Origin of the sequence: Hydrogenophaga taeniospiralis (assembly GCF_020510445.1) — a bacterium.
Taxonomy (GTDB): domain Bacteria; phylum Pseudomonadota; class Gammaproteobacteria; order Burkholderiales; family Burkholderiaceae_C; genus Hydrogenophaga.
In genome coordinates, this window is record NZ_JAHBAG010000001.1 from 5,198,081 (window position 1) to 5,223,811 (window position 25,731).

At 66.6% G+C, this 25,731-nt stretch carries 20 protein-coding genes; 14 read left to right on the forward strand and 6 right to left on the reverse strand.

Annotated elements, in window-relative coordinates; translation table 11 throughout:
• Window positions 1–9 precede the first annotated feature (9 nt).
• From glyA to KIH07_RS24935, 5 genes are all read right to left on the reverse strand, one after another.
• On the reverse strand, window positions 10–1,269 hold the full coding sequence (glyA, locus tag KIH07_RS24915) for a serine hydroxymethyltransferase (RefSeq protein ID WP_226494528.1): 1,260 nt from the start codon (window positions 1,267–1,269) through the stop codon (window positions 10–12).
• Window positions 1,270–1,572: 303 nt separating this feature from the next.
• Complete coding sequence (gene betA, locus KIH07_RS24920; RefSeq protein ID WP_226494529.1) at window positions 1,573–3,243, reverse strand: choline dehydrogenase; 1,671 nt, start codon at window positions 3,241–3,243, stop codon at window positions 1,573–1,575.
• Window positions 3,244–3,293: 50 nt separating this feature from the next.
• Window positions 3,294–4,751, reverse strand: coding sequence for a betaine-aldehyde dehydrogenase (betB, locus tag KIH07_RS24925; RefSeq protein WP_226494530.1), 1,458 nt, complete (start codon window positions 4,749–4,751; stop codon window positions 3,294–3,296).
• Between the two features lie 97 nt (window positions 4,752–4,848).
• Window positions 4,849–5,781, reverse strand: coding sequence for a choline ABC transporter substrate-binding protein (locus KIH07_RS24930; RefSeq protein ID WP_226494821.1), 933 nt, complete (start codon window positions 5,779–5,781; stop codon window positions 4,849–4,851).
• A gap of 220 nt (window positions 5,782–6,001) precedes the next feature.
• The gene (locus tag KIH07_RS24935; protein WP_226494531.1) at window positions 6,002–6,928 is read right to left on the reverse strand and encodes a DMT family transporter; all 927 of its coding nucleotides are present in this window, start codon (window positions 6,926–6,928) and stop codon (window positions 6,002–6,004) included.
• A gap of 305 nt (window positions 6,929–7,233) precedes the next feature.
• Here KIH07_RS24935 and KIH07_RS24940 point away from each other — a divergent pair, with 305 nt between their 5' ends.
• The 14 genes from KIH07_RS24940 (at window position 7,234) to fdhA (ending at window position 23,624) form a co-directional block, all read left to right on the forward strand.
• Entirely contained in the window at window positions 7,234–8,205 is a 972-nt protein-coding gene (locus tag KIH07_RS24940; RefSeq protein WP_226494532.1) for a dipeptidase, read from the forward strand.
• 63 nt (window positions 8,206–8,268) lie between these two features.
• Window positions 8,269–9,150 carry a glycine betaine ABC transporter substrate-binding protein gene (locus tag KIH07_RS24945; protein WP_413465794.1) on the forward strand — a complete coding sequence of 294 codons (882 nt, stop codon included), beginning with the start codon at window positions 8,269–8,271 and terminating at the stop codon, window positions 9,148–9,150.
• A 45-nt stretch (window positions 9,151–9,195) separates the two neighbouring features.
• Window positions 9,196–10,266: a haloacid dehalogenase-like hydrolase gene (locus tag KIH07_RS24950; protein WP_226494533.1), complete on the forward strand. Its 1,071-nt coding sequence runs from the start codon at window positions 9,196–9,198 to the stop codon at window positions 10,264–10,266.
• A 42-nt stretch (window positions 10,267–10,308) separates the two neighbouring features.
• Window positions 10,309–10,842, forward strand: a complete 534-nt coding sequence (locus tag KIH07_RS24955) for a DUF5943 domain-containing protein (RefSeq protein ID WP_226494534.1) — start codon at window positions 10,309–10,311, stop codon at window positions 10,840–10,842.
• Between the two features lie 24 nt (window positions 10,843–10,866).
• Window positions 10,867–12,927 carry an NADH:flavin oxidoreductase gene (locus tag KIH07_RS24960; protein ID WP_226494535.1) on the forward strand — a complete coding sequence of 687 codons (2,061 nt, stop codon included), beginning with the start codon at window positions 10,867–10,869 and terminating at the stop codon, window positions 12,925–12,927.
• Window position 12,928: 1 nt separating this feature from the next.
• Window positions 12,929–14,815, forward strand: a complete 1,887-nt coding sequence (locus tag KIH07_RS24965) for a (Fe-S)-binding protein (RefSeq protein WP_226494536.1) — start codon at window positions 12,929–12,931, stop codon at window positions 14,813–14,815.
• A 61-nt stretch (window positions 14,816–14,876) separates the two neighbouring features.
• On the forward strand, window positions 14,877–15,980 hold the full coding sequence (locus KIH07_RS24970; RefSeq protein ID WP_226494537.1) for an electron transfer flavoprotein subunit alpha/FixB family protein: 1,104 nt from the start codon (window positions 14,877–14,879) through the stop codon (window positions 15,978–15,980).
• On the forward strand, window positions 15,977–16,738 hold the full coding sequence (locus KIH07_RS24975; RefSeq protein WP_226494538.1) for a hypothetical protein: 762 nt from the start codon (window positions 15,977–15,979) through the stop codon (window positions 16,736–16,738). The genes KIH07_RS24970 and KIH07_RS24975 overlap by 4 nt, the downstream gene beginning before the upstream one ends.
• A 12-nt stretch (window positions 16,739–16,750) precedes the next feature.
• Window positions 16,751–18,007: an aromatic ring-hydroxylating oxygenase subunit alpha gene (locus KIH07_RS24980; RefSeq protein ID WP_226494539.1), complete on the forward strand. Its 1,257-nt coding sequence runs from the start codon at window positions 16,751–16,753 to the stop codon at window positions 18,005–18,007.
• A gap of 36 nt (window positions 18,008–18,043) precedes the next feature.
• Window positions 18,044–19,135 (forward strand): 2Fe-2S iron-sulfur cluster-binding protein, encoded by a 1,092-nt coding sequence (locus tag KIH07_RS24985; RefSeq protein WP_226494540.1) that lies wholly within the window; start codon window positions 18,044–18,046, stop codon window positions 19,133–19,135.
• 190 nt (window positions 19,136–19,325) lie between these two features.
• Window positions 19,326–20,363 carry a quaternary amine ABC transporter ATP-binding protein gene (locus tag KIH07_RS24990; protein ID WP_226494541.1) on the forward strand — a complete coding sequence of 346 codons (1,038 nt, stop codon included), beginning with the start codon at window positions 19,326–19,328 and terminating at the stop codon, window positions 20,361–20,363.
• Complete coding sequence (locus tag KIH07_RS24995; protein WP_226494542.1) at window positions 20,356–21,228, forward strand: ABC transporter permease; 873 nt, start codon at window positions 20,356–20,358, stop codon at window positions 21,226–21,228. Before KIH07_RS24990 ends, KIH07_RS24995 begins: the two co-directional genes overlap by 8 nt.
• A 19-nt stretch (window positions 21,229–21,247) precedes the next feature.
• Window positions 21,248–22,306, forward strand: a complete 1,059-nt coding sequence (locus KIH07_RS25000; protein WP_226494543.1) for a GlxA family transcriptional regulator — start codon at window positions 21,248–21,250, stop codon at window positions 22,304–22,306.
• Window positions 22,307–22,421: 115 nt separating this feature from the next.
• Entirely contained in the window at window positions 22,422–23,624 is a 1,203-nt protein-coding gene (fdhA, locus tag KIH07_RS25005; protein WP_226494544.1) for a formaldehyde dehydrogenase, glutathione-independent, read from the forward strand.
• A 161-nt stretch (window positions 23,625–23,785) separates the two neighbouring features.
• Here the strand turns inward: fdhA and glmS are convergent, their stop codons facing one another.
• On the reverse strand, window positions 23,786–25,648 hold the full coding sequence (glmS, locus tag KIH07_RS25010; protein ID WP_226494545.1) for a glutamine--fructose-6-phosphate transaminase (isomerizing): 1,863 nt from the start codon (window positions 25,646–25,648) through the stop codon (window positions 23,786–23,788).
• Window positions 25,649–25,731: the final 83 nt, after the last annotated feature.

The window sequence follows — 25,731 nt, forward strand, 5'->3', positions numbered from 1 at the left end:
TGCCCAGGTTCAGCCGTAGACCGGGAAGGCCGCGGTCAGCGCGGCCACGTCGGCACGCACGCGGGCGACCACGGTTTCGTCTTCCGGGTGGTCGAGCAGATCGGCGATCAGGTGGCCCACTTGGATGACCTCGGCTTCCTTGAAGCCGCGGGTCGTCATGGCCGGCGAGCCCAGGCGCACACCGCTGGTCACCATCGGCTTCTCGGGGTCGTTGGGGATGGCGTTCTTGTTGACCGTGATGTGGGCCTGGCCCAGCAGCGCTTCGGCGGCCTTGCCGGTCATGCCCTTGGCGCGCAGGTCCACCAGCATCACGTGGCTCTCGGTGCGGCCGGAAACGATGCGCAGGCCACGCGCCACCAGCGTGTCGGCCAGGGCGGCGGCGTTCTTCACCACCTGCTGCTGGTAGGCCTTGAACCCGGGCGACAGCGCCTCGTTGAAGGCCACCGCCTTGGCCGCGATCACATGCATCAGCGGCCCGCCCTGCAGGCCGGGGAAGATGGCGCTGTTGATCGCCTTCTCGTGCTCGGGGCGCATCAGGATGATGCCGCCGCGCGGCCCGCGCAGGCTCTTGTGGGTGGTGCTGGTGACGATGTCGGCGTGGGGAATCGGGTTCGGGTACTCGCCGGCGGCGATCAGGCCGGCGTAGTGGGCCATGTCCACCATCAGCAGGGCGCCCACGTCTTTGGCGACCTTGGCGAAGCGCTCGAAGTCGATGCGCAGCGCATAGGCCGATGCCCCGGCGATGATGATCTTGGGCTTGCTCTCGTGGGCCTTGCGCTCCATCGCGTCGTAGTCGATCTCTTCCTTCTCGTTCAGGCCGTAGCTGACCACGTTGAACCACTTGCCACTCATGTTCAGCGCCATGCCGTGCGAAAGGTGGCCGCCTTCGGCCAGGTTCATGCCCATGAAGGTGTCGCCGGGTTTCATGAAGGCCATGAACACGGCCTCGTTGGCCTGCGCGCCCGAGTGCGCCTGCACGTTGGCGGCCCAGCCGTGTTGATCGGCGCCGAACAGCTGCTTGACGCGGTCGATGGCCAGTTGCTCGGCCTGGTCGACGTACTCGCAGCCGCCGTAGTAGCGCTTGCCGGGGTAGCCCTCGGCGTACTTGTTGGTGAGCTGGCTGCCTTGCGCCTGCATCACGGCTGGCGAGGTGTAGTTCTCGCTGGCGATCAGCTCGATGTGCTGTTCCTGGCGCTGGTGCTCCTGCTGGACGATGGACCACAGGGCCGGATCGGAGGCCTGCAAGGACTGTTTCTGGTAGCTGAACATGGGGTGTTTCCTCGGGTCTTGTGGGTGTGGCGAACTGGAGTGAATCTTCGGTTTCAACCCTTGTCGGTGCTGCGCTGATCACGCCAATTTCTGTCTTGATTCCGACATGTGCAGGCGTCGGATTCCGACACGGCCGCGGGCAGTGACACAGGGAGAACACACAGAATCCAGCCGGAGCGCGTGTCCGAGCCCAGGGCACCCGTGGAACCGGCTCTGCCGGGTCACAGGGTGCGTCCCCCTCGAAGCGCCGCAGGCGCGCAACAGAGGGGGAAGCCGCGTCAGCGGCGCAGGGGGTGCTTCACTTCAACGCTGTTGCGTCTGCCAGTGCGGGTGCACCCAGGCGGGCGCGTCCGACGGCGGCAGCGCCCGGCCCTTGATCGCGTCAGCGATCTTCTCGGCCATCATGATGGTCGGCACATTCAGGTTGCCGCTCACGATGAGCGGCATGATGGACGCGTCCACCACGCGCAGGCCCTGCACACCGTGCACCCGGCCCTGGCCGTCCACCACCGCCAGGTCGTCGTGCCCCATGCGGCAGGAGCAGCTGGGGTGATAGGCCGTCTCGGCCTGGTTGCGGATGTGTTCGTCGATCTGTGCGTCGCTCTGCACCTGCGCGGTGGGCGAGAGCTCTTCGGCGCGGTAGCGGTTGAAGGCCTTCTGCTCGAACACCTCGCGCGTGAGGCGGATGGCGGCGCGGAACTCCTTGCGGTCCTGCTCGGTGCTCATGTAGTTGAAGCGGATCTCGGGCGCGTCGCGGTGGCTGGCGCTGCGGATGCGCACATGCCCGCGGCTGGTCGACCGCATGGGCCCCACGTGGGCCTGGAAGCCGTGGCCATCCACCGTCGCGCTGCCGTCGTAGCGCACCGCCATCGGCAGGAAGTGGTACTGCAGGTCGGGGTGCTTGACACCCGCGTCGCTGCGGATGAAGCCGCCCGACTCGAAGTGGTTGGTGGCGCCCAGGCCGCTGCGCGTGAGCAGCCACTGAGCGCCGATGGCCCCCATGGCCAGCGGCTTGGTGGCCGAGTACAGCGTGATCGGTTGCTTGCAGGCGTACTGCACATAGGTTTCCAGGTGGTCCTGCAGGTTTTCACCCACACCCGGCCGGTCGGCCACCACCGGGATGCCCAGCGGCCGCAGCAGCTCCGGGTTGCCCACGCCGGAGAGTTGCAGCAGCTGCGGCGACTGGATCGCCCCGGCGCTGAGGATGACCTCGCGCCGCGTCCGGTACACCACCTGCTGCCCGCCCTGCTCCACCGCCACCCCCACCGCGCGCGGCGGGTCTCGGCCCTCGAACAGGATGCGCGAGGCGCTGGTGCCGGTGTGCAGCGTGACGTTGCCGCGTTTGAGCGCCGGCCGCAGGTAGGCCATGGCCGTGCTCCAGCGGCGGCCCTTGTGCACCGTCATGTCCATGGGGCCGAAGCCTTCCTGGCGGTGGCCGTTCATGTCGGCGGTGTAGCCGTACCCGGCCTCTTGGCCGGCCTCGATGAAGGCCCTGTACAGCGGGTTGCGGCAGGCCCCGGTGCTGACCTTGAGCGGTCCGTCCGAGCCCCGGTAGTCATCACCGCCCTGCTCGCGCGTCTCGGACTTGCGGAAGTACGGCAGACAGTGCGCGTAGCGCCATTCGGGCAGGTGAAACTGCTCGGCCCAGCCGTTGTAGTCCTCGGCGTTGCCGCGGATGTAGACCATGCCGTTGATGCTGCTCGAGCCGCCGATGGTCTTGCCGCGCGGGCAGTGGATGCGGCGGTTGTTCATGCCGGGGTCGGCCTCGGCCACGAACTGCCAGCTGTAGCGCGGGTTGGCCATGGGGTAGGCGAACGCGCTGGGCATGTGGATGAACAGGTTGTGGTCCATGGGACCGGCCTCGATCACCAAGATCTTCACGTCCAGGTCTTCGCCCAGGCGGTAGGCCAGGGTGCTGCCGGCCGAACCGGCGCCGATGATGATGTAGTCGAACTCTGCGGCGGGCTGGGTCATGCGAAGCGGCTCGTGCGGCGGTGGGAAGAAGTGACTCGAAGCCTGGGGGTTCAGCGGTAGCTGGTCGCCACCTCGCCCAGCTCGACGTACACCGTCTTGAGCTGCGTGTAGTGGTCCAGCGCGGCCATGCTGTTCTCGGAGCCGATGCCGGATTCGCCGACACCGCCGAACGGCATCTCGATGGGCGTGATGTTGTAGTTGTTGATCCAGCAGATGCCGGCCCTCAGCTGTGCGGCGACGCGGTGGCCGCGCTGCAGGTCGGTGGTGAACACACCCGCGGCCAGCCCGAAGCGCGAGTGGTTGGCCCGTGCCACCGCCTCGGCCTCGGTGTCAAAGCTCAGCATGGACAGCACCGGCCCGAAGATTTCCTCGCGCACGATGCGCATGTGATCGTGGCAGTCCGCAAAGATGGTGGGTGCCACGAAGTTGCGGCCCAGGCCTTCGACGATGACCCTCTCTCCCCCGCACACCAGGGTGGCGCCCTCTTCCTGCCCGCTGGCGATGTGGTCCATCACCTTGTTGGCATGGGCTTCGGAAATAAGCGCCCCGATCTCGGTCTGCGGGTCCATCGGATCGCCCACGCGCAGCAGCAAGGTGCGCTCCTTCAGCCGCGCCAGGAAACGCGGCGCGATGCCGCGCTGCACAAACACGCGGGTGCAGTTGGTGCAGACCTCGCCCTGGGTGTAGAAATTGCCCATCATCGCGGCCGACACCGCCTGCTCCAGGTCGGCGTCGTCGAACACCAGCAGTGGCGACTTGCCGCCCAGTTCCATGGTCACCCGCTTGAGCGTGCCGGCGGCCGTTTCCATGACCCGTTTGCCCGTGGGCACCGAGCCGGTGACGGAGACCTTGGCCACGTCCGGGTGGGCCGCCAGCATCGCCCCCACCGCCCCGCGCCCCTGCACCACGCTGAACACGCCTGGCGGCACGCCGGCTTCCAGGTACACCTCGGCCAGCTTCACCGCCGTGGCCGGTGTCAGCTCCGAGGGCTTGAAGATCATGGCGTTGCCCGCCGCCAGCGCGGGGGCGGATTTCCAGCAGGCGATCTGGATCGGGTAGTTCCAGGCACCGATGCCCACGCACACGCCCAGCGGCTCCTTGCGGCTGTAGGCGAAGGCGTTCTTCAGCGGGTACTGCTGGCCGGTCAGCGTGGCGGCCGCGCCCGCGAAGTACTCGATGCAGTCCGCGCCACTCATCACGTCCACCACCAGGGCTTCCTGAATGGGCTTGCCGCAGTCCTGCACCTCCAGCGCGGCCAGCTCGTCGTTGCGCTGGCGCAGGATGTCGGCCGCCCGGCGCAGGACGCGTCCGCGCTCGGTGCCGCTCATGGCCGACCACAGCGCAAAGCCTGCCTGCGCAGCCTGCACCGCCCGGTTCACGTCGTCCTGCGTGGCTTCGTGCACGACGGCCCAGGCCTGCCCTGTTGCGGGGTTGACCGACTCAAAGGCCGCCCCTCCGCCGTGGACGTGTTGTCCGTTGATGAAGCTGAACAGGGTTGTGGGATTCATGACCATCCTTGCGGGGGCCTGGCCCATGCAGGCCGGGCGCCCATGGCCGCACGCCGGCCGCCCTCACACCGGTGAAGGCTCGGCTGTGCGGTCGGGTTTATTTCGCCAGTGCGGCCTTGACCGCGTCCAGGCCGGGCTTGCCGTCGAACGTGGTCACACCGGCCAGCCATTTGTCCACGGTGCCCGGGTTCTTCTTGAGGAAGGCGCGCGCCGCCGTGTTGGGTTTGACCTTGTTGAGGATCGGCTCCATCACCTGGTTTTCGATGGTGGTGCTGAACTGCAGGTTCTTGAGGAAGGCGTAGACGTTGGGGCAGCGCTTCTCATACGACGGCGGAACCGCGGTATAGACCTTGGCTTCCCCCAGGTTCGGCCCGAACACATCGTCGCCGCCCGCGAGGTAGCTCATCTTGATCTGCACGTTCATCGGGTGCGGCTCCCAGCCCAGGAACACGATGGCTTTCTGCGCCTTGCCCGCACGCTGGGCCTCGACCAGCATGCCCGCCTCGCTGGACTCCACCAGCTTGAACGCCTTCAGCCCAAATTTGTTGTCCTTGATCATTCCGGCGATCAGGGCGTTGCCGTCGTTGCCGGGCTCGATCCCATGGATCTTTCCCCCCAGTTCCTTCTCGAATTTCGAGATGTCGCCGAAGGTCTTGAGGCCCTTGTCGTACAGATAGGTCGGCACCGCCAGCGTGTACTTGGCGCCCACCAGATTCGGCGTCTCCAGCACCTTGATGTCGCCCGCCTTCACGAAAGGCTCGATGACCGGTGTCATGGACGGATTCCAGTAGCCCAGGAAGGCGTCGATCTGTTTTTTCTTCATGCCGGCGAAGACGATGGGCACGGACGCGATGGTGACCCTGGGCTGGTAGCCGAGGCCTTCGAGCACCACCGAAGCCAGTCCGGTGGTGGCCGCGATGTCGCTCCAGCCCACGTCGGCAAAGTTGACGGTCTTGCAACTGGCGTCTTCGGCGAAAGCCTGCTGCCCCGTCAACAAGCCCGCCACGGCGAGTATTCCTGCTACCTTCATCTGCATGTTTGCTCCAGCTGAATAAGACGACACAGGCCCGAGCAACCGTTGACCAGGAAGTGGCCGCGCCTGTTGGGAAACACCCCCGTCAAGGGGTGCGCGGGTAGCGCCCGCCACCACCATGAACGGCTTTGGAACGCCAGTGCATGGTGCGGCGCATCGGGGCCTGGCGATTCGCTGAACACGCCAGTTTCTGGCCTGATTCCGACACGCAACCGGCTCACAGCGGCGCGCTGGCCGCCGCGCGCGATGGCGCCACCGGGCGTGAGGCCAGGAAGACGCCGGGCAAGAGCAGCGCCGCGCCCCAGAAGTGGTACCAACCCAGGGATTCCCCAAGCAGCCACCAGGCTGCCAGGGCGCCGTAGAGCGGCCCCAGGTACAGGGTGGCGGCCACCTTGCTGGCGCCCAGGATCTGCTGCGACCATCCGTACAGACCAAAGGCCATCAGACCGGGAACCAGGGCCGCGACCAGCCCCATCAGGAGCGCATCGGCGCCTATCGCCGGGGTCGATGGCTGAGACATCTCCCAGGCCGCGCCTGCGGCAAGCATAGGCAGGGCGCCCCAGGCAGCGGCCGCCAGCCGGGCGGCGGCGCCCAACGGACTGCGCCAAGCCTCCAGCAGGAGCGCGTAGAGCGCCCAGCAGACCACGCTGGTCAGAATCCAGAGATCACCTTCGACAAACCGGAAGTCGGCGAGGCCCAACCAGTGGCCCTGCACGATGACATGCAACACGCCGGCCAATGCCAGTGCCAGACCCGCCCACTGCAGGCCACCCATGCGTTCGCGCAGCCACGCGGCCGAACTCACGGCGATGAGCGCCGGTGCGGCGGAGTAGATCAGGGCAATGTTGGTGGCGCTGGTCGTCCGACCGCCGATGTACACCCAAGCCCCGCAGGCCACCATGCCCAGAAAGCCCAGCACCAGGTACCGGTACCAGTGCCGGACCAGGTGGCGCCATTCCCGTCGCAGCTCGTCGCGCACCAGCCAGCTCAGCAACATGCCTGCCAATCCCCAGCGCATGAAACCCAGCGTGTAGGGTCCGACAACCCCCGGCGCCACGCGGGCCAGCAGGTTGTTGACCGTCCACAGGAGCGGGATCAGCCAGATGGACCACATGGCGAGCCGGATGTTTGCGTTTGACCGCATGGAACGTGCTTTCAGGAAGGGGGAAGAGGTGAAGGGCAGACAAAGGCAACCCGAATTGTCTCAGCAGCGTCCAGCGCCCCTGCGCCGATGCCACGGCCCCCGGGCCTGTCGGCCTCCACCTCGGCAGAGAGAAGCGCTTGAAACCTGCGGCCGGTACCCGTCGGCAGCCATGTCGTTTATGAGCAAGTGCGCGTCTGTCATGCACAAGCTGGCCGGGGACCGCGCCACAACAATGAACGCACTCGACAGCACCCCTAACAGAAAACCAAGTCCCCTTCGCGTAAACCCTTACCCACACCCAAGCCATGAGCAACTTGCACCAGGACGCCATCGTCATCGACGGTCTGATCATCTCGAAGTGGAGCCGCTCGGTCTTCGAGGACATGAAAAAGGGCGGCCTCACCGCCGCCAACTGCACCGTCTCGGTGTGGGACGACTTCAAGAGCACGGTGCACAACATCGCCGAGATGAAGAAGTCCATCCGCGAGAACAGCGACCTGCTGTCCCTGGTGCGCAGCACGGCCGACATCGAACAGGCCAAGAAGGACGGCAAGACCGGAATCATCCTCGGGTTCCAGAACGCGCACGCCTTCGAAGACCATCTGGGTTACGTCGAAGCCTTCGCGGACATGGGCGTTCGCGTGGTCCAGCTTTGCTACAACACGCAGAACCTGATCGGCACCGGCTGCTACGAGCGCGACGGCGGCCTGTCGGGCTACGGGCGCGAGGTGATCGGCGAGATGAACCGCGTCGGGATCATGGTGGACCTGTCCCACGTGGGCGCCAAGACCTCGGAAGAAGCCATCCTCGAATCGAAGAAGCCGGTCACCTACAGCCACTGCCTGCCAGCCGGCCTGAAGGAACACCCGCGCAACAAGAGCGACGAACAGCTCAGGTTCATCGCCGACCGTGGCGGCTTCATCGGCGTGACCATGTTCCCACCCTTCCTCCGGCGCGGGATCGAGTCCACCGTGGACGACTACGTCGAGGCACTCGACTACGTGATCAACCTCGTGGGCGAAGACTGCGTGGGCGTCGGTACCGACCACACGCAAGGCTACGGACAGGATTTCTTCGACCACATCACCCACGACAAAGGACGGGGTCGCCGCCTGACGAATTTCGGCACCGTCCAGAACCCACTGGGCATTCGCACCATCGGTGAAATGCCCAACCTGACGGCCGCGATGGAGCGCGCCGGCTGGCCGGCCAGCAAGATCACAAAGGTCATGGGGCGCAACTGGCTCCGTGTTTTTGGTGAAGTGTGGAGTGTGTAGTTCAAGTCGCCCCGCCCCCGAGCAGTTCTCGCTTTCTTCTAACCAACGCAGGAGTTCCCCATCATGATCAAGTCGCAGCCCTTCTCCCCTCGTCCCCGCCGCACGTTTCTGGCCCAGTCGCTGGGCCTGACCGCGCTGGCCGCCACCGGCATGGGCGCCCTGGCGCAATCCAAGCCCGTGCTCAAGATCGGTTTCGTGGACGGCTGGTCCGACAGCGTGGCGACCACGCACCTGGCCGCAGCCATCATCCGCAGCAAGCTGGGTCACCAGGTGGACCTGGTGCCGCTGGCCGCCGGCATCATGTGGCAAGGCGTGGCGCGTGGTGACCTGGACATGACCTTGTCCGCCTGGTTGCCCGTGACCCACGAGGCCTACCTGGCCAACTTCAAGGACAAGGTGCAGATCATCGGCGCCAACTACCCGGGCGCCAAGATCGGCCTGATCGTGCCGGAGTACGTCAAGGCCACCAGCCTGGCGGACCTGAACAACTTCCGCGCCGACTTCGACAACCGCATCGTCGGCATTGACGCCGGCGCCGGCGTGATGAAGAAGACCGAAGAGGCCATCAAGGCCTACGGCCTGGAGATGCGCCTGCTGCCGAGCTCGGGCCCCGCCATGGCCGCCGAGCTGGACCGCGCCTACCGCGCCAACAAGGCCATCGCCGTGACCGGCTGGATCCCGCACTGGATGTTCGCGAAGTACAAGCTGCGCTTCCTGGCCGACCCCAAGAACATCTACGGCGCCGAAGAGCATGTGGACAGCGTGATCAACCCCGGCCTGAACGCCAAGGCCCCATCGGTCGTGGCCTTCCTCAAGAAGTTCTCCTGGAAGCCAGAGGAAATCGGCGCGGTGATGCTGGCCGTCGAAGGGGGCAGCAAGCCCGCCGCCGCCGCCGACAAATGGATGGCCGACAACGCGGCGCGCGTCGCCGAGTGGACCTCCTGAGCGTCCGACTGAATCCAACCTTTAAATCGCAAAGGCTGTGTCGCCATGTTGAAGCAAACCATTTCTTTTCAATGGCTGGCGCCTTGGGCGCTCAGTCTGGGCCTGGTGTTTTCCGCTCAGGCCCAGACAGCGTTGAAACATTGGCCACCTGAGGCTGCGACACAGCTGGAGAGCCTGATCCAGGCCAACGCCAACAAGGGTGCGTTTGCGGTGTTTGACGCCGACAACACCACCTACAACAACGACCTTGAAGAATCCTTGCTGCCCTATCTGGAAATGAAGGGCATTCTGAGCCGCGACAAGCTCGACCCGGCGTTGAAGCTGATTCCGTTCAAGGACATCGACGGCCACAAGGAAAGCCTGAACAGCTATTACTACCGCCTGTGCGAGATCGACGACCAGGTCTGCTACCCCTGGGTGGCCCAGGTGTTTTCGGGCTACACCTTGCGTGAGCTCAAGGGCTGGGTCGATGACATGCTGGCCGCAGGCACCAGCATCCCCGCGACCTACTACGAAGGCACGGCGCTCAAGACGATCGCGGTCAAGCCGCCGAAGTTCTACACCGGCATGCAGGAGCTTTACAACAAGCTCATGGAAAACGGCATTGAGGTCTACGTGGTGAGCGCTGCCAGCGAAGAGCTGGTGCGCATGGTGTTGGCCGACCCGAAAAATGGCTACAACATCAAACCGCAGAACGTCATCGGCGTCGGCATGCAGCTGAAAAACCGCAAGACCGGCGAGCTCACCAATGCGCGCAAATTGATTGCCGCCAAGACCTACGACCCCGCAGCCTTGCTGGACCACGAACTGACACCCGCGCTGTGGGCTCCCATGACCTGGTTCGAAGGCAAGCAGGCCGCCATCTACACCTATATCGACGAATGGAAGAAGCCCATTCTGGTGGCCGGTGACACCCCGGTGAGCGACGGCCCCATGCTGTTTCGCGGCACCGACGTGGAGCACGGCGGCTTGCGCGTGTGGGTGAACCGCAAAGACAAATACCTGGTGCAGATCCAGGCCATGCAGAAAAAACATGCTGAAGCCCAAAAGGCCCTGGGCCTGCCTGTCACGGCGGACCGCAACTGGGTGGTGGTCAAGTCGGCGCAGATCCAGTAAGGCCGCGCCTGCGCAATTCCTCATTCATCAAAAAAAGTCCCCATGAACCCCCAACTCCCCATTGAAGTCAACGCCAGCACAGGCGTCTGGACCACCGACGGCCTACCGATGATTTATGTGCCGCGGCATTTCTTCGTCAACAACCACGTGGAAACCGAAGCGGTGGTGGGTCGGGAGGTGTATGCCCCCGCGCTCTACAAGGCAGGCCACCGCTCGGCCTACTTCTGGTGCCAGAAAGAAGCCGCCACCCATGGCCTGACCGGCATGGCCGTGTACGAGCACTACCTCAAGCGCCTGTCGCAACGCGGCTGGGGCCTGTTCTCCTTCATCGAGTCCGATGCCACCACGGGCCACGCCCGCGTTCGGCTGGAGCACTCGGTGTTCGTGCTGGCGCAGGGCATCGCCGGTGTGCCGGTGGACCACAGCAAGGTCTGCTACCTGTTCGCCGGCTGGTTCTCGGGCGCGATGGACTGGGTGCTGGAAACCAGCGGCTCGGCGCTGCGCACCACCAGCGTGGAAACGCAATGTGCGGCAGAAGGCCACGGTCACTGCGAGTTCACCGTCAGCCCCCTCTGACACCTTCCGAGAAAAGCCTCCCCCATGCGTTACCCGCACCTGTTTGAACCTCTGCGCCTGAACCAGGTGCTGCTGCGCAACCGCATCGTGAGCACGGCGCACGCCGAGGTGTACGCCGAAGGCGGCCACCCGACCGAGCGCTACATCCGCTACTACGAAGAGAAGGCCAAGGGCGGCGTGGGCCTGGCCATCTGCGGCGGCTCCAGCCCGGTCTCGCGCGACAGCCCCTGGTCGTGGTGGAGCTCGGTCAACCTGGCCACCAACACGGTGATCGAGCCCCTGGCCAACCTGGCCGAGACCATGCACAAACACGGCGCCAAGCTGATGATCCAGGCGACCCACATGGGCCGGCGCAACGCCTGGCACGGCTTCGACTGGCCGCACCTGGTCAGCCCCTCGGGCATCCGCGAGCCGGTGCACCGTGGCAACGCCAAGATGATCGAGATTGAGGAAATCCGCCGCATCGTGGCCGACTACGGCCGCGCCGCCAAGCGCGTCAAGGACGCGGGCCTGGACGGCATCGAGATCTCGGCCGCGCACCAGCAACTGATCGACCAGTTCTGGAGCCCGCGCGTCAACCACCGCACCGACGAGTACGGCGGCAGCCTGGAGAACCGCCTGCGCTTCGGCATGGAGGTGCTGCAGGCCGTGCGCGAACAGGTGGGGGCCGATTTCTGCGTGGGCCTGCGCATGTGCGGCGACGAATTCCATGAAGACGGCATCAGCCACGAGATGGCCAAGGAGATCGCCCAGGCGATGTCCGAGAGCGGTCTGATCGACTTCCTGAGCGTGGTGGGCTCGGGTGCCGACACCCACAACACCCTCGCCAACTGCATGCCGCCCATGGCGCTGCCGCCGGAGCCCTTCGTGCACCTGGCCGCCGGCATCAAGTCGGTGTCCAAGGTCCCGGTCATGCACGCGCAGAGCATCCGCGATGCCTCGCAGGCCGAGCGCATCCTGGCCACCGGCATGGTGGACCTGGTGGGCATGACCCGCGCGCAGATCGCCGACCCGCACATGGTCATCAAGATCCGCGACGGCCGCGAAGACCAGATCAAGCAGTGCGTCGGTGCCAACTACTGCATCGACCGCCAATACAACGGCCTGGACGTGCTGTGCGTGCAGAACGCCGCCACCAGCCGCGAGCAGACCATGCCCCACGTGATCCAGAAGACCACGGGCGCGCGCCGCAAGGTGGTCGTGGTGGGCGCTGGCCCGGCTGGCCTGGAAGCCGCCCGCGTGGCGCGCGAGCGTGGCCACGACGTGGTGCTGTTCGAGAAGAACAGCGCGGTCGGCGGACAGGTGAACCTGGCCGCCAAGCCGCCCAAGCGCGAACAGATGGCCGGCATCATCCGCTGGTTCGACATGGAAACGGTGCGCCTGGGGGTGGACCGCCGCCTCGGCGTGGCGGCCACGGCCGAGATGATCCGCGCCGAAAAACCGGACATCGTGGTGCTGGCCACGGGCGGCACGCCACACACCGGCCAGGTGCCCGCCTGGGGCGCGGCCGACGGCCTGTGCGTCAGCGGCTGGGACATCCTCTCGGGCGCGGTGGCACCGGCCGAGAACGTGCTGGTCTACGACAGCATCAGCACGCACGCCGGCACCGGCGTGGCCGACTTCATCGCGTCCCGCGGCAAGCTGGTGGAGATCGTGACCCCCGACGTGAAGGTGGCCGACGACACGGGGGGCACCACCTTCCCGGTTTTCTACCGCCAGCTGTACGCCAACGGCGTGATCCAGACCCCCAACTTCTGGCTGGAGCGCGTGTACCGCGAGGGCGACAAGCTGATCGCGGTGCTGAAGAACGAGTACACCGAGGCGCTGGAAGAGCGCGCGGTCGATCAGGTGGTGATCGAGAACGGCATCCTGCCCAACGAGGGTCTCTACCACCAGCTCAAGCCCCTGTCGCTGAACAAAGGGCAGACCGACATCGACGCCCTGTACGACGCCCTGCCGCAGCCCGACCTGAGCCTCCAGACCGAGGGCGACGATTTCCTGCTCTACCGCGTTGGCGACTGCGTGTCGATGCACAACATCCACGCCGCGATCTACGACTCGCTGCGCCTCTGTAAGGACTTTTGAGATGTCGCTTGCGCACCTTGTGAGCGCTGTGTTCTGGCTCGCCGTTCTGGGCCTGCTCATCGGCCTGGCCCGGCGCACCGCGATCTGGCGCACCGGGCGGTCGGCGGCCTTCGATCTCGGCGGCCTGCTGCAGATTCCCAAACGCTACTTCGTGGACCTGCACGATGTCGTGGCGCGCGAGCCCTTCGTGGCGCGTGCCCACGTCGGCGTCGCCGGGGGCACGCTGCTGGCGCTTTTCATCGTGGCGCTGAACTACGGCCTCGGCCTGTACTGGCGCAGCCTGGACGTGGTGCTGCTCATCGCCGGCCTGCTGGCCATCGTCGGCGCCGGTGCGATGGCCTGGCGCCGGCGTGCGGCACCGCCGCGCCTGTCGCAAGGGGCCTGGAAACGACTGCCCTATTCCCTGCTGGCCTTCGCCGCCGCCGCGACCCTGGTCGGTGTGGTGGCCCTGACCGGCACCGCCCTCGCCCCCTGGCTGGCGGGCCTGATCAGCCTGGCCTTCGCCGCGGGCGTGGCCGAGCTGGCGCTGGGCATCGGGCTGGGCGGCCCCATGAAGCACGCCGTCGCCGGCCTGCTGCACCTGGGCCTGCACCCCCGCCCCGAGCGGTTCGGCGACAAACGCTTCGCCACGGCCCTGAAACCGCTGAAGCTGACCGCCGAGGACATGGGCGTGGGCAAACCGGCGGACTTCACCTGGAACAAGCTGCTGTCCTTCGACGCCTGCGTGCAGTGCGGCAAGTGCGAAGCGGCCTGCCCCGCGTTCGCCGCCGGCCAGCCCCTGAACCCCAAGAAGCTGATCCAGGACCTGGTGGTCGGCATGAGCGGCCGCACGGACGCCGCCTACGCCGGCAGCCCCTACCCCGGCCAGCCCGTGGGCCAGCACGGCGGCGCGCCCCATCTGCCCATCGTCAACGGCCTGATCAACGCCGACACGCTGTGGTCCTGCACCACCTGCCGGGCCTGTGTGCAGGAATGCCCGATGCTGATCGAGCACGTGGACGCCATCGTGGACATGCGCCGCCACATCACCCTGGTGCGGGGCGAGGTGCCGAACAAGGGCATGGAAGCGCTGGAGCAGCTGCGCGAGACCGACACCGTGGGCGGCTTCCCGCTCAGCGCGCGCCACCACTGGGCGGCCGACCTGAATGTGCCGGTGCTGAACCCCGGCGAACAGATCGACTGGCTGGTGCTGGTGGGCGAAGGCGGCTTCGACATGCGCTACCAGCGCACCTTGCGGGCCTTCATCAAGACACTGCAAAAGGCCGGCCTGAAGTTCGCGCTGCTCGGTGCGGTGGAGACCGACTGCGGCGACCTGGCACGCCGGCTGGGCGACGAAGCGGGCTTCCAGCGGCTCTCCCTGCAGCTGATCGACACCCTGAAGACGCGCAGCTTCCAGCACATCGTCACACCCGACCCGCACATCTTCCATTCGCTGAAGAACGAGTACCCCGCCATGGGGGGCCGCTACGACGTCTGGCACCACACCCAACTGCTGGCCGACCTGCTGGCCAAGGGCACCATCACGCCCACCAAGGTGGCCGGCCAGGACGTGGTGACCTACCACGACCCGTGTTACCTCGGCCGCTACGGCCGCGAAGTGGAAGCCCCGCGCCAGCTGCTCAAGGGCATCGGCATCCGGGTCGTCGAGATGGAGCGCCACGCCGAGCGCGGCCGCTGTTGCGGCGGCGGCGGTGGTGCGCCATTCACCGACATCCCCGGCGAGACGCGCATCCCCGACATCCGCATCGCCGACGCCCGGCGGACCGGCGCCGCCGTGGTGGCCGTCGCCTGCCCCAACTGCACCGCCATGCTCGAAGGCGTGGTCGGCCCGCGCCCCGAGGTGCTGGACATCGCCGAGCTGGTGGCTCGTGCACTGGAGGTGGCATGAGCGCAGCGCCGGGCCGTTCCCAAGCCAGCTCCCACCGCAGTGCGAAGCACGAAGGTTTCCAGTGAGCACAACCACATCCCCATTGCGCCGCGTCGATCCGCGCCGCCCCGCCATCATCACCCCGCAAGGCCTGCGCCGCATCGTCCTGGGCAGCAGCGAAGGCGAAGGCCTGGCCACGAGCGCCTCGCATGCGCCGCTGGCCAAGCCGGTTCGCAGCGCCGGCCCCTTCAGCGAGATCACCCTGGTGGTGACCCACCCGGACCGGGGTGCGCTGAGCGACCTGGCCCGTCAGGTGATCGCGGCGGCGGCCATCCTCGCGGCCCCCCACACCGAAGTGGTGCTGGCGGTGCTGGGCCCTTGCCACGACGACGTCGCGGCCCTGGGCGTGGACCGGGTCCTGGTGGCCGACGGTGCGGATGGCAACGCCTACCTGAGCGCAGCCAGCGTGCAATGGCTGCAAGACCTGCGGCGACAGCTCTCGCCCACGCGCTGGCTGATGGCCGACAACGGGGCCGATGGCCAGCTCGGTCGCCGTTTCGCCACCCGCGCCGGCCTGCCGCTGGCCGCTGGCGTGGCCGAGCTCACGGCCGACAACCTGCGCATTCCCGCCGGTGGGGGCCAGGACTGGCAACAGCCCCATGCACAGGTGATGCTGCTGGCCAAGGGCGTGGCCAGCCCCCAGCTGCCCTTCTTGGGGCTGGGCGTGCATGGCGAGTCCCCGCGCTGGCCGGCGGTGGTCGAAGCGGGCGTGGAAGACCTGGGTGTGCAGACCGGCGACCCGGCCACGATGGCGCTGGAAGAAGCGGACTTCATCCTGGCCGCGGGCAACGGGGTCACCGACCTGCCGCTGTTCCACGCGCTGGCCCAGGCGCTGGGTGCGGCCGTGGGCGCGTCCCGTGTCGCGGTGGACGACGGGCGCTTTGCCCGGGCGCAGCAAGTCGGTGCCACGGGCAAGACGGTGACCGCTTCCGGCTACCTGGCCGTGGGCATCTCGGGTGCCGTGCAGCACCTGCAGGGCATCAAGGACTGCCGCCATGTGATCGCGGTCAACCTGGACACATCCGCCCCCATCACGCGGCGCGCGGACCTGACCGTGGTCGAGGACAGCCGCGCCCTGATGCAGGCCCTGCTCGATCTGGTGCGGCAACACAAGGAGGCCCCATGAACGACATCACGGTCCTGGTCGCAGGCCGCCAACACCCCGTCAGTGGCCGGCCGGTGCGCAGCCGCGCGGACGCCGTGGCGGCCGCACTGGCCCTGAGCGTTTCGGACCAGGTCCGCCTGCTCTCGGCCGGGAACATGTCCGATGCCGTGGCGCGCGACTACCTCGCCCTCGGGGCATCGCACATCGAACTGCTGGAATGCGCTGCCGGCACCGACCTCACCGCCACCCTGGCCGCACAGCTGCAGGACGTGGCCTGGGTGCTCACCGGCACCCGGCAGGGCTCGGAACCCGGCGAAGACGTGTTGCCCTATGCGCTGGCCGCCGCACTGCGCCGCCCCGTGATCAGCGACGTGCTGTCCATCCGGCCCGAAGGCAAGGCCTGGATCGTGACCCAGGCCTTGCCCAAAGGCGCGCGACGCCAACTGCGCGTGCACCCGCCGGCGGTGCTGGCCGTGAGCGCGGCGGCCCAGCTGACGCTGCGCCATTCGATGGCCTGTGCGGTCGCCGGTCAGGTGCTGCGCAAGCCCGTCACCACCGCCAACGGCCCGGACGGTGCACCCGCACCGCGCCAGCTCGTTCAGACCCACAAACGCCGCCAGCCGCTGGAAGCCCGCCGCCAGCAAAGTGGCCACGCCCGCATGCTGGGTGCCATCGAGTCGCCATCGACCAGCGGCACGGTGCTGAAAACCGGCGATGCCCGAAACAAGGCGCAGGCGGTGCTCGACTACCTGCGTGCCCATTCTCTCGTTCACTTCTGAAGGGATCTCTCCATGACCAAAACCATCTCTGCTCAGACGCTGCTCACCCGCGAGTTGCTGGAGCGCCGCCGCCCCGGCCACAGCCTGGAAGCGCCTTTCTACCTGAGCGAAACGGTCCTGCAGGCCGACATGGAACACATCTTCGGCAAGCACTGGATTTTTGTGGCCGTCGAGCCGCAGATCCCGGAGCCGGGCGACTACATCGCCGTGGAGTTCAGCAACAAGTCCATCCTGATCGTGCGCGACGACGACATGGGTGTGCGCGCCTTCCACAACGTCTGCCGTCACCGTGGTTCCCGGCTGTGCGAAAGCCACCAGGGCCAGCTGGGCAACATCGTCTGCCCCTACCACCAGTGGACCTACGACCTGAGCGGCAAGCTGATCCACGCCAAGCACATGGGCGCAGACTTCGACCCGTCGGAGATGAGCCTCAAGACGGTGCACGTGCGCACGCTGTGCGGCCTGATCTTCATCTGCCTGGCCGACGAGCCGCCGACGGACTTCGATCAGATGGCCGCCGAGATGACGCCCTACCTGGCACCCCACCGCCTGGACCAGTGCAAGGTGGCCGCGCAGGTGGACATCATCGAAAGCTGCAACTGGAAGCTCACCATGGAGAACAACCGGGAGTGCTACCACTGCGTGGCCAACCACCCCGAACTGACCATCTCCCTCTACGAGTTCGGCTTCGGCTACAAGCCGGACGAACAGAATGCCGCCGAGCAGCAGCGTTTCATCGACATCACCAACGCCGCCCGCGAACGCTGGGAAGGCATGGGCCTGCCGTCCGCCGAGATCGAACGGCTGGACGACCGGATCACCGGTTACCGCACACAGCGCTTGCCGCTGGACCGCACGGGCCACTCCCAGACCCTGAACACCGAGGTGGCGTCCAGGAAGCTGCTCGCCGACTTCACCGACCCGGCCTTGGGCGGTCTGTCCTTCTGGACCCAGCCCAACTCCTGGCACCACTTCATGAGCGACCACATCGTCAGTTTCACCGTGCTGCCCATCTCGGCCGGCAAGACCCTGGTGCGCACCACCTGGTGCGTGCACAAGGACGCGGTGGAGGGCGTGGACTACACGGTCGAGAACCTCACCGCGGTCTGGAACGCCACCAACGCCCAGGACCGCCGCCTGGTCGAGGAGTCACAGATCGGCATCGCCACCGGCGCCTACGAACCCGGCCCCTACTCGCCCTACACCGAAGGCCTGGTCGAGAAGTTCTGCAACTGGTACGTCAACCGCCTGAACGCACACACCCGGTAACGCCCCCACGACACATCCAGCGCCGGACACACGACCATGGCCACCTCTTTGCACACACCCGACCTCGCCGCGCCGCCCTCGGCGGTGTGGAACGCCGACCGGGATGAGTTCCTGCAATGCGTACAGGTTCGCCAGGAAACCCACGACGTCAGGACCTTCGTCCTCGCAGCGGAAGGGCCCCGGAGCTTTCGCTACCTGCCTGGGCAGTTCATCACGCTGGAACTGGACATCGACGGACACAAGATCAACCGCTGCTACACGCTGTCGAGCACACCCACCCGCCCCGACCTGGTGAGCATCACCGTCAAGCGCGTGCCCGGTGGCCCGGTGTCCAACTGGCTGCACGACCACCTGCGCGCCGGCATGCGCCTGAGCGCCATCGGACCGGCGGGCGATTTCAGCTGTTTCCACCACGCGCCAACGCAACGCTACCTGTTCCTCTCAGGGGGCAGCGGCATCACACCGCTGATGTCGATGACACGTGCGCTGCACGACCTGGGCAGCAGCGCCGACATCGTGTTCACCCATTGCGCCCGCTCGCCGGCCGACCTGCTCTTTCCCGAAGAGCTCACGCTGATGGCGCGCAACATGCCGCAGCTGCGGCTGGCCATGGTGTGCGAGCAGCACACACCGGGCAGCGCGTACGCCGGGCACCTGGGGCGCCTGGACGCGGCACGCCTGGCGCACATCGCGCCCGACTTCCTGCAGCGCGACATCTACACCTGCGGACCGGCGCCTTTCATGGCCGCCATCCGACAGTTGCTGTCGAACGCCGGGTACGACATGGCGCGCTACCGGGAAGAGAGCTTCTCGTTTGCTGCGCCAGCGTTGCCCGAACCGGCGGCGCCAGCCGATGGCGCTTCGGCCGGGCACAGCATCGTGCTGCAGACCAGTGGCCAGACCTTCTCGTGCCGCAGCGACCAGACGATTCTGCAGGCGGCGCAGGCGGCCGGCCTGCGCCTGCCCTCCTCCTGCAGCAACGGTGTGTGCGGCACCTGCAAGACGCGCAAGAAGTCCGGCGAGGTCGACATGAAACACAACGGCGGCATCCGACCGAGGGAGGTCGATCAAGGCTGGATCCTGCCCTGCTGCAGCAAGCCGCTCAGCGATGTCGCACTGGAACGGTGAGTGCGGAACAGGCGCGCACCGCTTCAGCCACCTCGAACCGCCATGAAACCGCCAAGTCCGTGCATCGATGCATCACTGGGGCTTGCCCCATGGCAAAAACCGCCGTCTTGACAGACGATCAGTGGTGATGTCGATGGCATGCAGCTTGCTCATAAAAACAGTTACGACGGAAGACCACCAGAGGCCCACGATGCAGAAACCCAAAGTCAGTGTTCGAAGTCTGTACAAGATATTCGGCAACAACATTTCAGAAGCGCAGAAGCTGTTGGCCCAGGGGCTCAGCAAAGACGAGGTTTTTTCCCGAACCGGCCATGTGGTCGGGGTGAACAACGTCAGCTTTGATGTGGCGCCTGGCGACATCTATGTGCTGATGGGACTGTCGGGCTCTGGCAAGTCCACCCTGATCCGGCTGATCAACCGCCTGGTTGAACCCTCGTCCGGTTCGATCAACATCGACGGCGAAGACATCGCCGCCTTGCCGCAACACGAACTGGTCAAATGGCGGCGCCGGCGCGTTGCCATGGTCTTTCAATCCTTCGCCCTCATGCCGCACCGCAGCGTGCTGGACAACGCGGCCTTCGGTCTTGAAATGGCGGGGGTGGACCGCAAGACGCGCGAATCGCGGGCCATGGAGGTGCTGGAACAGGTGGGCCTGAAAACCTACGCCGCCAAGTACCCGGCGCAACTCTCCGGTGGCATGCAGCAGCGCGTGGGGCTGGCCCGGGCGCTGGCCGTCGATCCGCAGATCCTGCTGATGGACGAGGCCTTCTCCGCGCTCGATCCGCTCAAGCGTGTGGAAATGCAGTCGCTCATGCTGGACCTGCAACTCGAGCACCGGCGCACCGTCATCTTCGTCTCGCACGACCTCGAAGAGGCGCTGCGCATCGGCAGCCGCATCGGCATCATGGAAGGCGGCAACCTGGTGCAGGAGGGCACGGCCCACGAAATCATCACCCGGCCGGCCAACGACTACGTGCGCCGGTTCTTCAAGGGCGTGGACACCTCGCGCTACCTGACGGCCGGGGACCTGCTGGACGCCTCGTTGCAGGGCCAGATATTCAACGGCGGCCACCGCATCTCCGCCCAGACCCCCCTGCCGGAAGCCATGAAGATCGTGCTGGGCATCGAGCAACCGGTGGGCGTCTTCGACGGGGCCAATCGCTTGCTGGGGTCCATCTCCGCCCGCAGTCTGCTGCAGAAAATCGAACAAGAGGCCCGCCATGTCTGATCTGCTTTCACAGGTAACCCAGGCCTCCGAAAACATGTTGCCCCTCGGGCGCTGGGTCAACGCCGGGGTGCAGCTGTTGCTGGAACATGGCGCCGCCGTGTTCAACGGCATCGGCCTGGTGGTCGAACAGTTCGCCCAGTGGGTCGAAACCGCGATGCTGTCCATCCCGTTCTGGCTGGTGATTCTGGTGGCGGTGGGGGTGAGCGTTCGCAGGGTGAGCTGGCGGTTCGGCACGTTCGTGGCGCTGGCGCTGGCGCTGATCGTCGTGACCGGGTTCTGGCTGCAGACCATGGTCACCCTGGCGCTGACGCTCTCGGCGACGTTCATCAGCCTGTTCTACGGCATCCCGCTGGGCATCTGGTGTTCGCGCGCGCGCCGCGTGAATGCGGTCATCCGGCCGATGCTCGACTTCATGCAGACCATGCCGGCCTTCGTCTACCTGATCCCGGCGGCGATGCTGTTCGGTCTCGGTCGTGTGCCAGGCATCCTGGCCACGGTGATCTTCGCCATGCCGCCGGTGGTGCGCCTGACCAGCCTGGGCATCCGGCAGGTGAGTGCCGAGCAGGTGGAGGCCGGCAATGCCTTTGGATGCACGTCGACCCAGTTGCTGTTCAAGGTGCAGTTGCCCATCGCCCTGCCCACCATCATGGCCGGCGTCAACCAGACCATCATGATGGCGCTCTCGATGGTGATCATTGCGTCGATGGTCGGCGCCGGCGGACTGGGCAACGACGTGCTCGCCAGCATCCAGCGGCTGGACATCGGCCTGGGATTCGAGAGTGGGCTGGCCGTGGTGCTGCTCGCCATCATCCTGGACCGCATCACCGAGAGCTTCGGCGCGGCCCGAGAGAACAAGCAGAGCTGAGCAGCCAAGCGAGCGAACGATGACACACCTCCCTGTCGACTCCTCCCTCCCCCGCGAGACGCCTGTCCAGGAAGGCTTCCATGTGGGCTTCGTTCTGCTCCACGACTTCTCGATGATCGCCTTTGCCAACGCGGTCGAGACGCTTCGCATGGCGAACTACATCAGCCGCCGCACGCTGTACCGGTGGACGGTCGTCCAGGCCGAGCCGTCGCAACCGGTCGCCAGCAATGGCTTGACCGTCTCGTCGAACGGCAGCGCCGAGGACCTGGCGTCCTGCAACCTCGTGCTGGTCTGTGGTGGCCTCAACATCCGCCAGGCCACCACCGATCCGGTGCGCCGGCTGCTGCGCCAGTGCGCCGCCCGGGGCGCCGCCATGGGCGCTCTGTGCACCGGGTCGTTTGCCCTGGCCAGCGCGGGATTGCTGGACAACCACCGCTGCGCCATCCACTGGGAAAACCTGGCGGCCATCAGCGAAGAGTTTCCCAAGGTGCGGTTCACGCCCGAGGTCTTCATCTTCGACCGCGACCGCATCACCTGTTCGGGTGGCACGGCACCTCTTCACATGGTGCTGCACCTGATCCGCGGACACCATGGGCCCAAGCTGGTGATGGCCGTGTCCGAACAGTTCATCGTGGAGCGGCTGCGCGCCAGCAGCGACCGCCAGCGCATCCCGCAGCCCGAATGCATCGGCCCCGGCTACCAGCATCTGACCGAGGCTGCCGAGATCATGGCCGCCAACATCGAAGAGCCTCTGTCGCTGATCGAGCTGGCGGGTCTGGTCGGGTTGTCGCTGCGCCAGCTCGAACGCCTGTTCAACCGCTATTTCAGCATGAACCCGGCCCAGTACTACATGAACCTGCGGCTGCGCCGCGCCCAGGAATTGCTGACGCACAGCAGCCAGCCCATCATGCAGGTCACCGTGGCCTGCGGCTTCCAGTCGTCGTCACACTTCTGCAAGGCCTACCGCAGCCTGTTCGGCCACGCCCCCAGCGACGAACGTCGCCAGCAGGCCGACAAGGCGAGTGCCGGCCGCACATCTGCGACGAAGAGCCCGCCCAAGCTGGTCCGCGTGGCCTGACCCGCAGGGAGTCCTGCCGCCGCCACACAACTCGGCGTCGCATCGAGGCAAGTCGCTTCTCCTCAATCTGCAAGAGTGGCAGGGGGAATCCCCCCATCCAACAGAGGAGACAACTATGTCAACCAACCGCGGTGTCGTGTACCTGGGCCAGGGCCACGTCGAGGTCCAGTCCATCCCTTTTCCCGAACTCCTGAACCCGATGGGACGCACCGCCCAGCACGGGGTGATCCTGAAGGTGCTCACCACCAACATCTGCGGCTCTGACCAGCACATGGTGCGCGGCCGGACCACCGCCCCGGCCGGTCTGGTGCTGGGCCACGAAATCACGGGCGAGGTGCTCGAAGTCGGGCGCGATGTCGAGACGCTGCAGCGCGGCGACATCGTGTCGGTGCCTTTCAACGTGGCCTGCGGGCGCTGCCGCACCTGCAAGGAACAGCACACCGGCGTCTGCCTGAGCGTCAACCCGTCGCGCGCGGGCGGCGCCTATGGCTATGTCGACATGGGTGGCTGGATCGGCGGCCAGGCCGAATACGTGATGGTGCCCTACGCGGACTTCAACCTGCTGAAGTTCCCCGATCGCGGACAGGCGGTCGAGAAGATCCGCGACCTGACCTGCCTGTCCGACATCCTGCCCACGGGCTACCACGGCGCCGTGACGGCCGGTGTCGGGACCGGCAGCACCGTGTACGTGGCCGGTGCCGGCCCCGTGGGCCTGGCGGCGGCGGCGTCGGCGCGGCTGCTGGGTGCGGCTGTCGTGATCATCGGGGACGTCAATCCCGCGCGCCTGGTCCATGCGCGCAAGGTCGGGTTCGAGACGGTGGACCTGTCCCTGGATGCCAGCCTGGGGGAACAGATCGCCCAGATCCTGGGCACACCCGAGGTGGACTGCGCGATCGATGCCGTGGGCTTCGAGGCGCGTGGCCACGGTCATGCCGGGTCGCAGGAAGAGGCCCCTGCCACCGTGCTCAACGCACTGATGGAGGTCACGCGAGCCGCGGGCAAGATCGGCATTCCGGGCCTGTACGTCACGGAGGACCCGGGCGCCACCGATAAGGCGGCGAAACAAGGTTCACTGAGCATCCGCCTGGGCCTGGGCTGGGCCAAGTCGCACAGCTTCTTCACCGGCCAGACACCGGTCATGAAGTACAACCGCGCGCTGATGCAGGCGATTCTGTGGGACCGGATCCACATCGCCGACGTGGTGGGCGTCGAGGTGATTGCCCTCAAGGACGCACCCAGAGGCTATGCGGCCTTCGACGCCGGTGCGCCGAAGAAGTTCGTCATCGACCCCCACGACCAACTGAAGCTGGCCGCCTGACCCACGAACTGACGTGGTCCGCGTCAGGCCGCCCATCGCCGTTGTCCGACGGCGGTGGGCAGCGCTGCCCTGGCGACGGATGGGACGGGGACAGCTCCGCGGTGCCCTGACCCGGCACGCCGGACCGGTTGCGCAGGCGCGAGGGCGAGATGCCGAACCCGTCACTCCACCGTCACGCTCTTGGCCAGGTTCCTGGGCTTGTCCACGTCCGTGCCCTTGGCCAGTGCCGTGTGATACGCCAGCAATTGCAGCGGCACCACATGCAGGATGGGGGACAGCGCGCCGTAGTGCTCGGGCATGCGGATGACGTGGATGCCTTCGCTGCTGCCGATGCGGGTATCGGCGTCGGCCAGCACGTAGAGCACGCCACCGCGCGCGCGCACTTCCTGCATGTTGCTCTTGAGTTTTTCGAGCAGGGTGTCGTTGGGCGCCACGGTGACCACCGGCATGGCGCTGGTGACCAGGGCCAGCGGGCCGTGTTTGAGTTCACCGGCGGGGTAGGCCTCGGCGTGGATGTAGCTGATTTCCTTGAGCTTCAAGGCGCCTTCGAGCGCGATCGGGTAGTGCAGCCCACGGCCGAGGAACAGCGCGTTGTCCATGCGCGCGAAATCTTCGGCCCAGCTGATCACCTGCGGCTCCAGTGCCAGCACGGCCTGCAGCGCCACGGGCAGGTGGCGCATGGCCTTGAGGTGCTGGGCCTCCTGCTCGTCGCTCAGATGGCCGCGCACCTGGGCCAGCGCCAGCGTCAGCAGGAACAGGCCGGCGAGCTGCGTCGTGAACGCCTTGGTGGAGGCCACGCCGATTTCAACCCCGGCGCGCGTGATGTAGGCCAGCTCACATTCGCGCACCATGGCGCTGGTGGCCACGTTGCAGATGGTCAGCGTGTGGCGCATGCCCAGGCCCTGGGCGTGGCGCAGCGCGGCCAGGGTGTCGGCGGTTTCGCCGCTCTGCGTGATGGTGACCACGAGCGTGCGCGGGTTGGGCACGCTCGTGCGGTAGCGGTATTCGCTGGCCACCTCCACCTGGGTGGGGATGCGCGCGATGTCTTCCAGCCAGTATTTGGCCGCACAGCCGCTGTAGTAGCTGGTGCCGCAGGCGAGGATGAGCACGTTGTCGATGTCCTTGAACACGCGGTAGGCGCCATCACCGAACAGCTCGGGCGTGATGCCCTCGACGCCTTCGAGCGTGTCGCCGATGGCGCGCGGCTGCTCGAAGATCTCCTTTTGCATGTAGTGGCGGTAGGGGCCGAGCTCGGCCGCGCCGCTGTGCGCGTGCACGGTCTTCACCGGGCGCTGGGCCACGTCGAAACTGCGGCCCTGGGCATCGGTCACCCAGTAGCGGCCGAGCTGCAGGTCCACCAGATCGCCCTCTTCGAGGTAGACGATCTGGTCGGTCACGCCGGCCAGCGCCATGGCGTCGCTGGCCAGGAAATGCTCCTGGCCACCGTCGCCCACACCCAGCACCAGCGGCGAGCCGGCGCGCGCGCCCACCACGCGGTGCGGTTCGTCCTTGTGGAACACCGCCAGCGCATAGGCGCCGTGCAGTTGCACCACCGCCGCCTGCAACGCGGCAAACACGTCACCCTCGTAGAGCGAGTCGATCAGGTGGGCAATGACTTCGGTGTCGGTCTGGCTCTCGAACACATAGCCTTTGGCCTGCAGGGCGGCGCGCAGTTCGTCGTGGTTTTCGATGATGCCGTTGTGCACCAGGGCGACGTGGCCGGCCGTGCCGTTGGCGGAGGTGTTGGCCGGCCCGTGGCTGAAGTGCGGGTGGGCGTTGTGCACGACGGGCGCGCCGTGGGTGGCCCAGCGCGTGTGGGCGATGCCGGTGCCGCTGGCGATGCCCTCGGCCTTTACCTGCTCCGCGAGCTCCGCCACACGCGCCGTGCTGCGCGCGCGCCGCAGACCATCGGAATAGACCGCCACACCGCAGGAGTCGTAGCCGCGGTACTCCAGCCGCTGCAAACCCTGAACCAACACGGGCACGATGTCACGCCCGGAAACCCCTGCCACGATGCCGCACATACCGCGCTCCTTGAGAAATCGATGCTGTGCATGCTATACAGCCAAAGAAGAAATTTCAGGCTATTTTTTTAATTTCAATGACC

Coding starts and splice junctions, on each gene's coding strand:
- glyA (WP_226494528.1), bottom strand. CDS start 1,269: ATGTTCAGCTACCAGAAACAGTCCTTGCAGGCCTCCGATCCGGCCCTG.
- betA (WP_226494529.1), bottom strand. CDS start 3,243: ATGACCCAGCCCGCCGCAGAGTTCGACTACATCATCATCGGCGCCGGT.
- betB (WP_226494530.1), bottom strand. CDS start 4,751: ATGAATCCCACAACCCTGTTCAGCTTCATCAACGGACAACACGTCCAC.
- KIH07_RS24930 (WP_226494821.1), bottom strand. CDS start 5,781: ATGAAGGTAGCAGGAATACTCGCCGTGGCGGGCTTGTTGACGGGGCAG.
- KIH07_RS24935 (WP_226494531.1), bottom strand. CDS start 6,928: ATGCGGTCAAACGCAAACATCCGGCTCGCCATGTGGTCCATCTGGCTG.
- KIH07_RS24940 (WP_226494532.1), top strand. CDS start 7,234: ATGAGCAACTTGCACCAGGACGCCATCGTCATCGACGGTCTGATCATC.
- KIH07_RS24945 (WP_413465794.1), top strand. CDS start 8,269: ATGATCAAGTCGCAGCCCTTCTCCCCTCGTCCCCGCCGCACGTTTCTG.
- KIH07_RS24950 (WP_226494533.1), top strand. CDS start 9,196: ATGTTGAAGCAAACCATTTCTTTTCAATGGCTGGCGCCTTGGGCGCTC.
- KIH07_RS24955 (WP_226494534.1), top strand. CDS start 10,309: ATGAACCCCCAACTCCCCATTGAAGTCAACGCCAGCACAGGCGTCTGG.
- KIH07_RS24960 (WP_226494535.1), top strand. CDS start 10,867: ATGCGTTACCCGCACCTGTTTGAACCTCTGCGCCTGAACCAGGTGCTG.
- KIH07_RS24965 (WP_226494536.1), top strand. CDS start 12,929: ATGTCGCTTGCGCACCTTGTGAGCGCTGTGTTCTGGCTCGCCGTTCTG.
- KIH07_RS24975 (WP_226494538.1), top strand. CDS start 15,977: ATGAACGACATCACGGTCCTGGTCGCAGGCCGCCAACACCCCGTCAGT.
- KIH07_RS24980 (WP_226494539.1), top strand. CDS start 16,751: ATGACCAAAACCATCTCTGCTCAGACGCTGCTCACCCGCGAGTTGCTG.
- KIH07_RS24985 (WP_226494540.1), top strand. CDS start 18,044: ATGGCCACCTCTTTGCACACACCCGACCTCGCCGCGCCGCCCTCGGCG.
- KIH07_RS24990 (WP_226494541.1), top strand. CDS start 19,326: ATGCAGAAACCCAAAGTCAGTGTTCGAAGTCTGTACAAGATATTCGGC.
- KIH07_RS24995 (WP_226494542.1), top strand. CDS start 20,356: ATGTCTGATCTGCTTTCACAGGTAACCCAGGCCTCCGAAAACATGTTG.
- KIH07_RS25000 (WP_226494543.1), top strand. CDS start 21,248: ATGACACACCTCCCTGTCGACTCCTCCCTCCCCCGCGAGACGCCTGTC.
- fdhA (WP_226494544.1), top strand. CDS start 22,422: ATGTCAACCAACCGCGGTGTCGTGTACCTGGGCCAGGGCCACGTCGAG.
- glmS (WP_226494545.1), bottom strand. CDS start 25,648: ATGTGCGGCATCGTGGCAGGGGTTTCCGGGCGTGACATCGTGCCCGTG.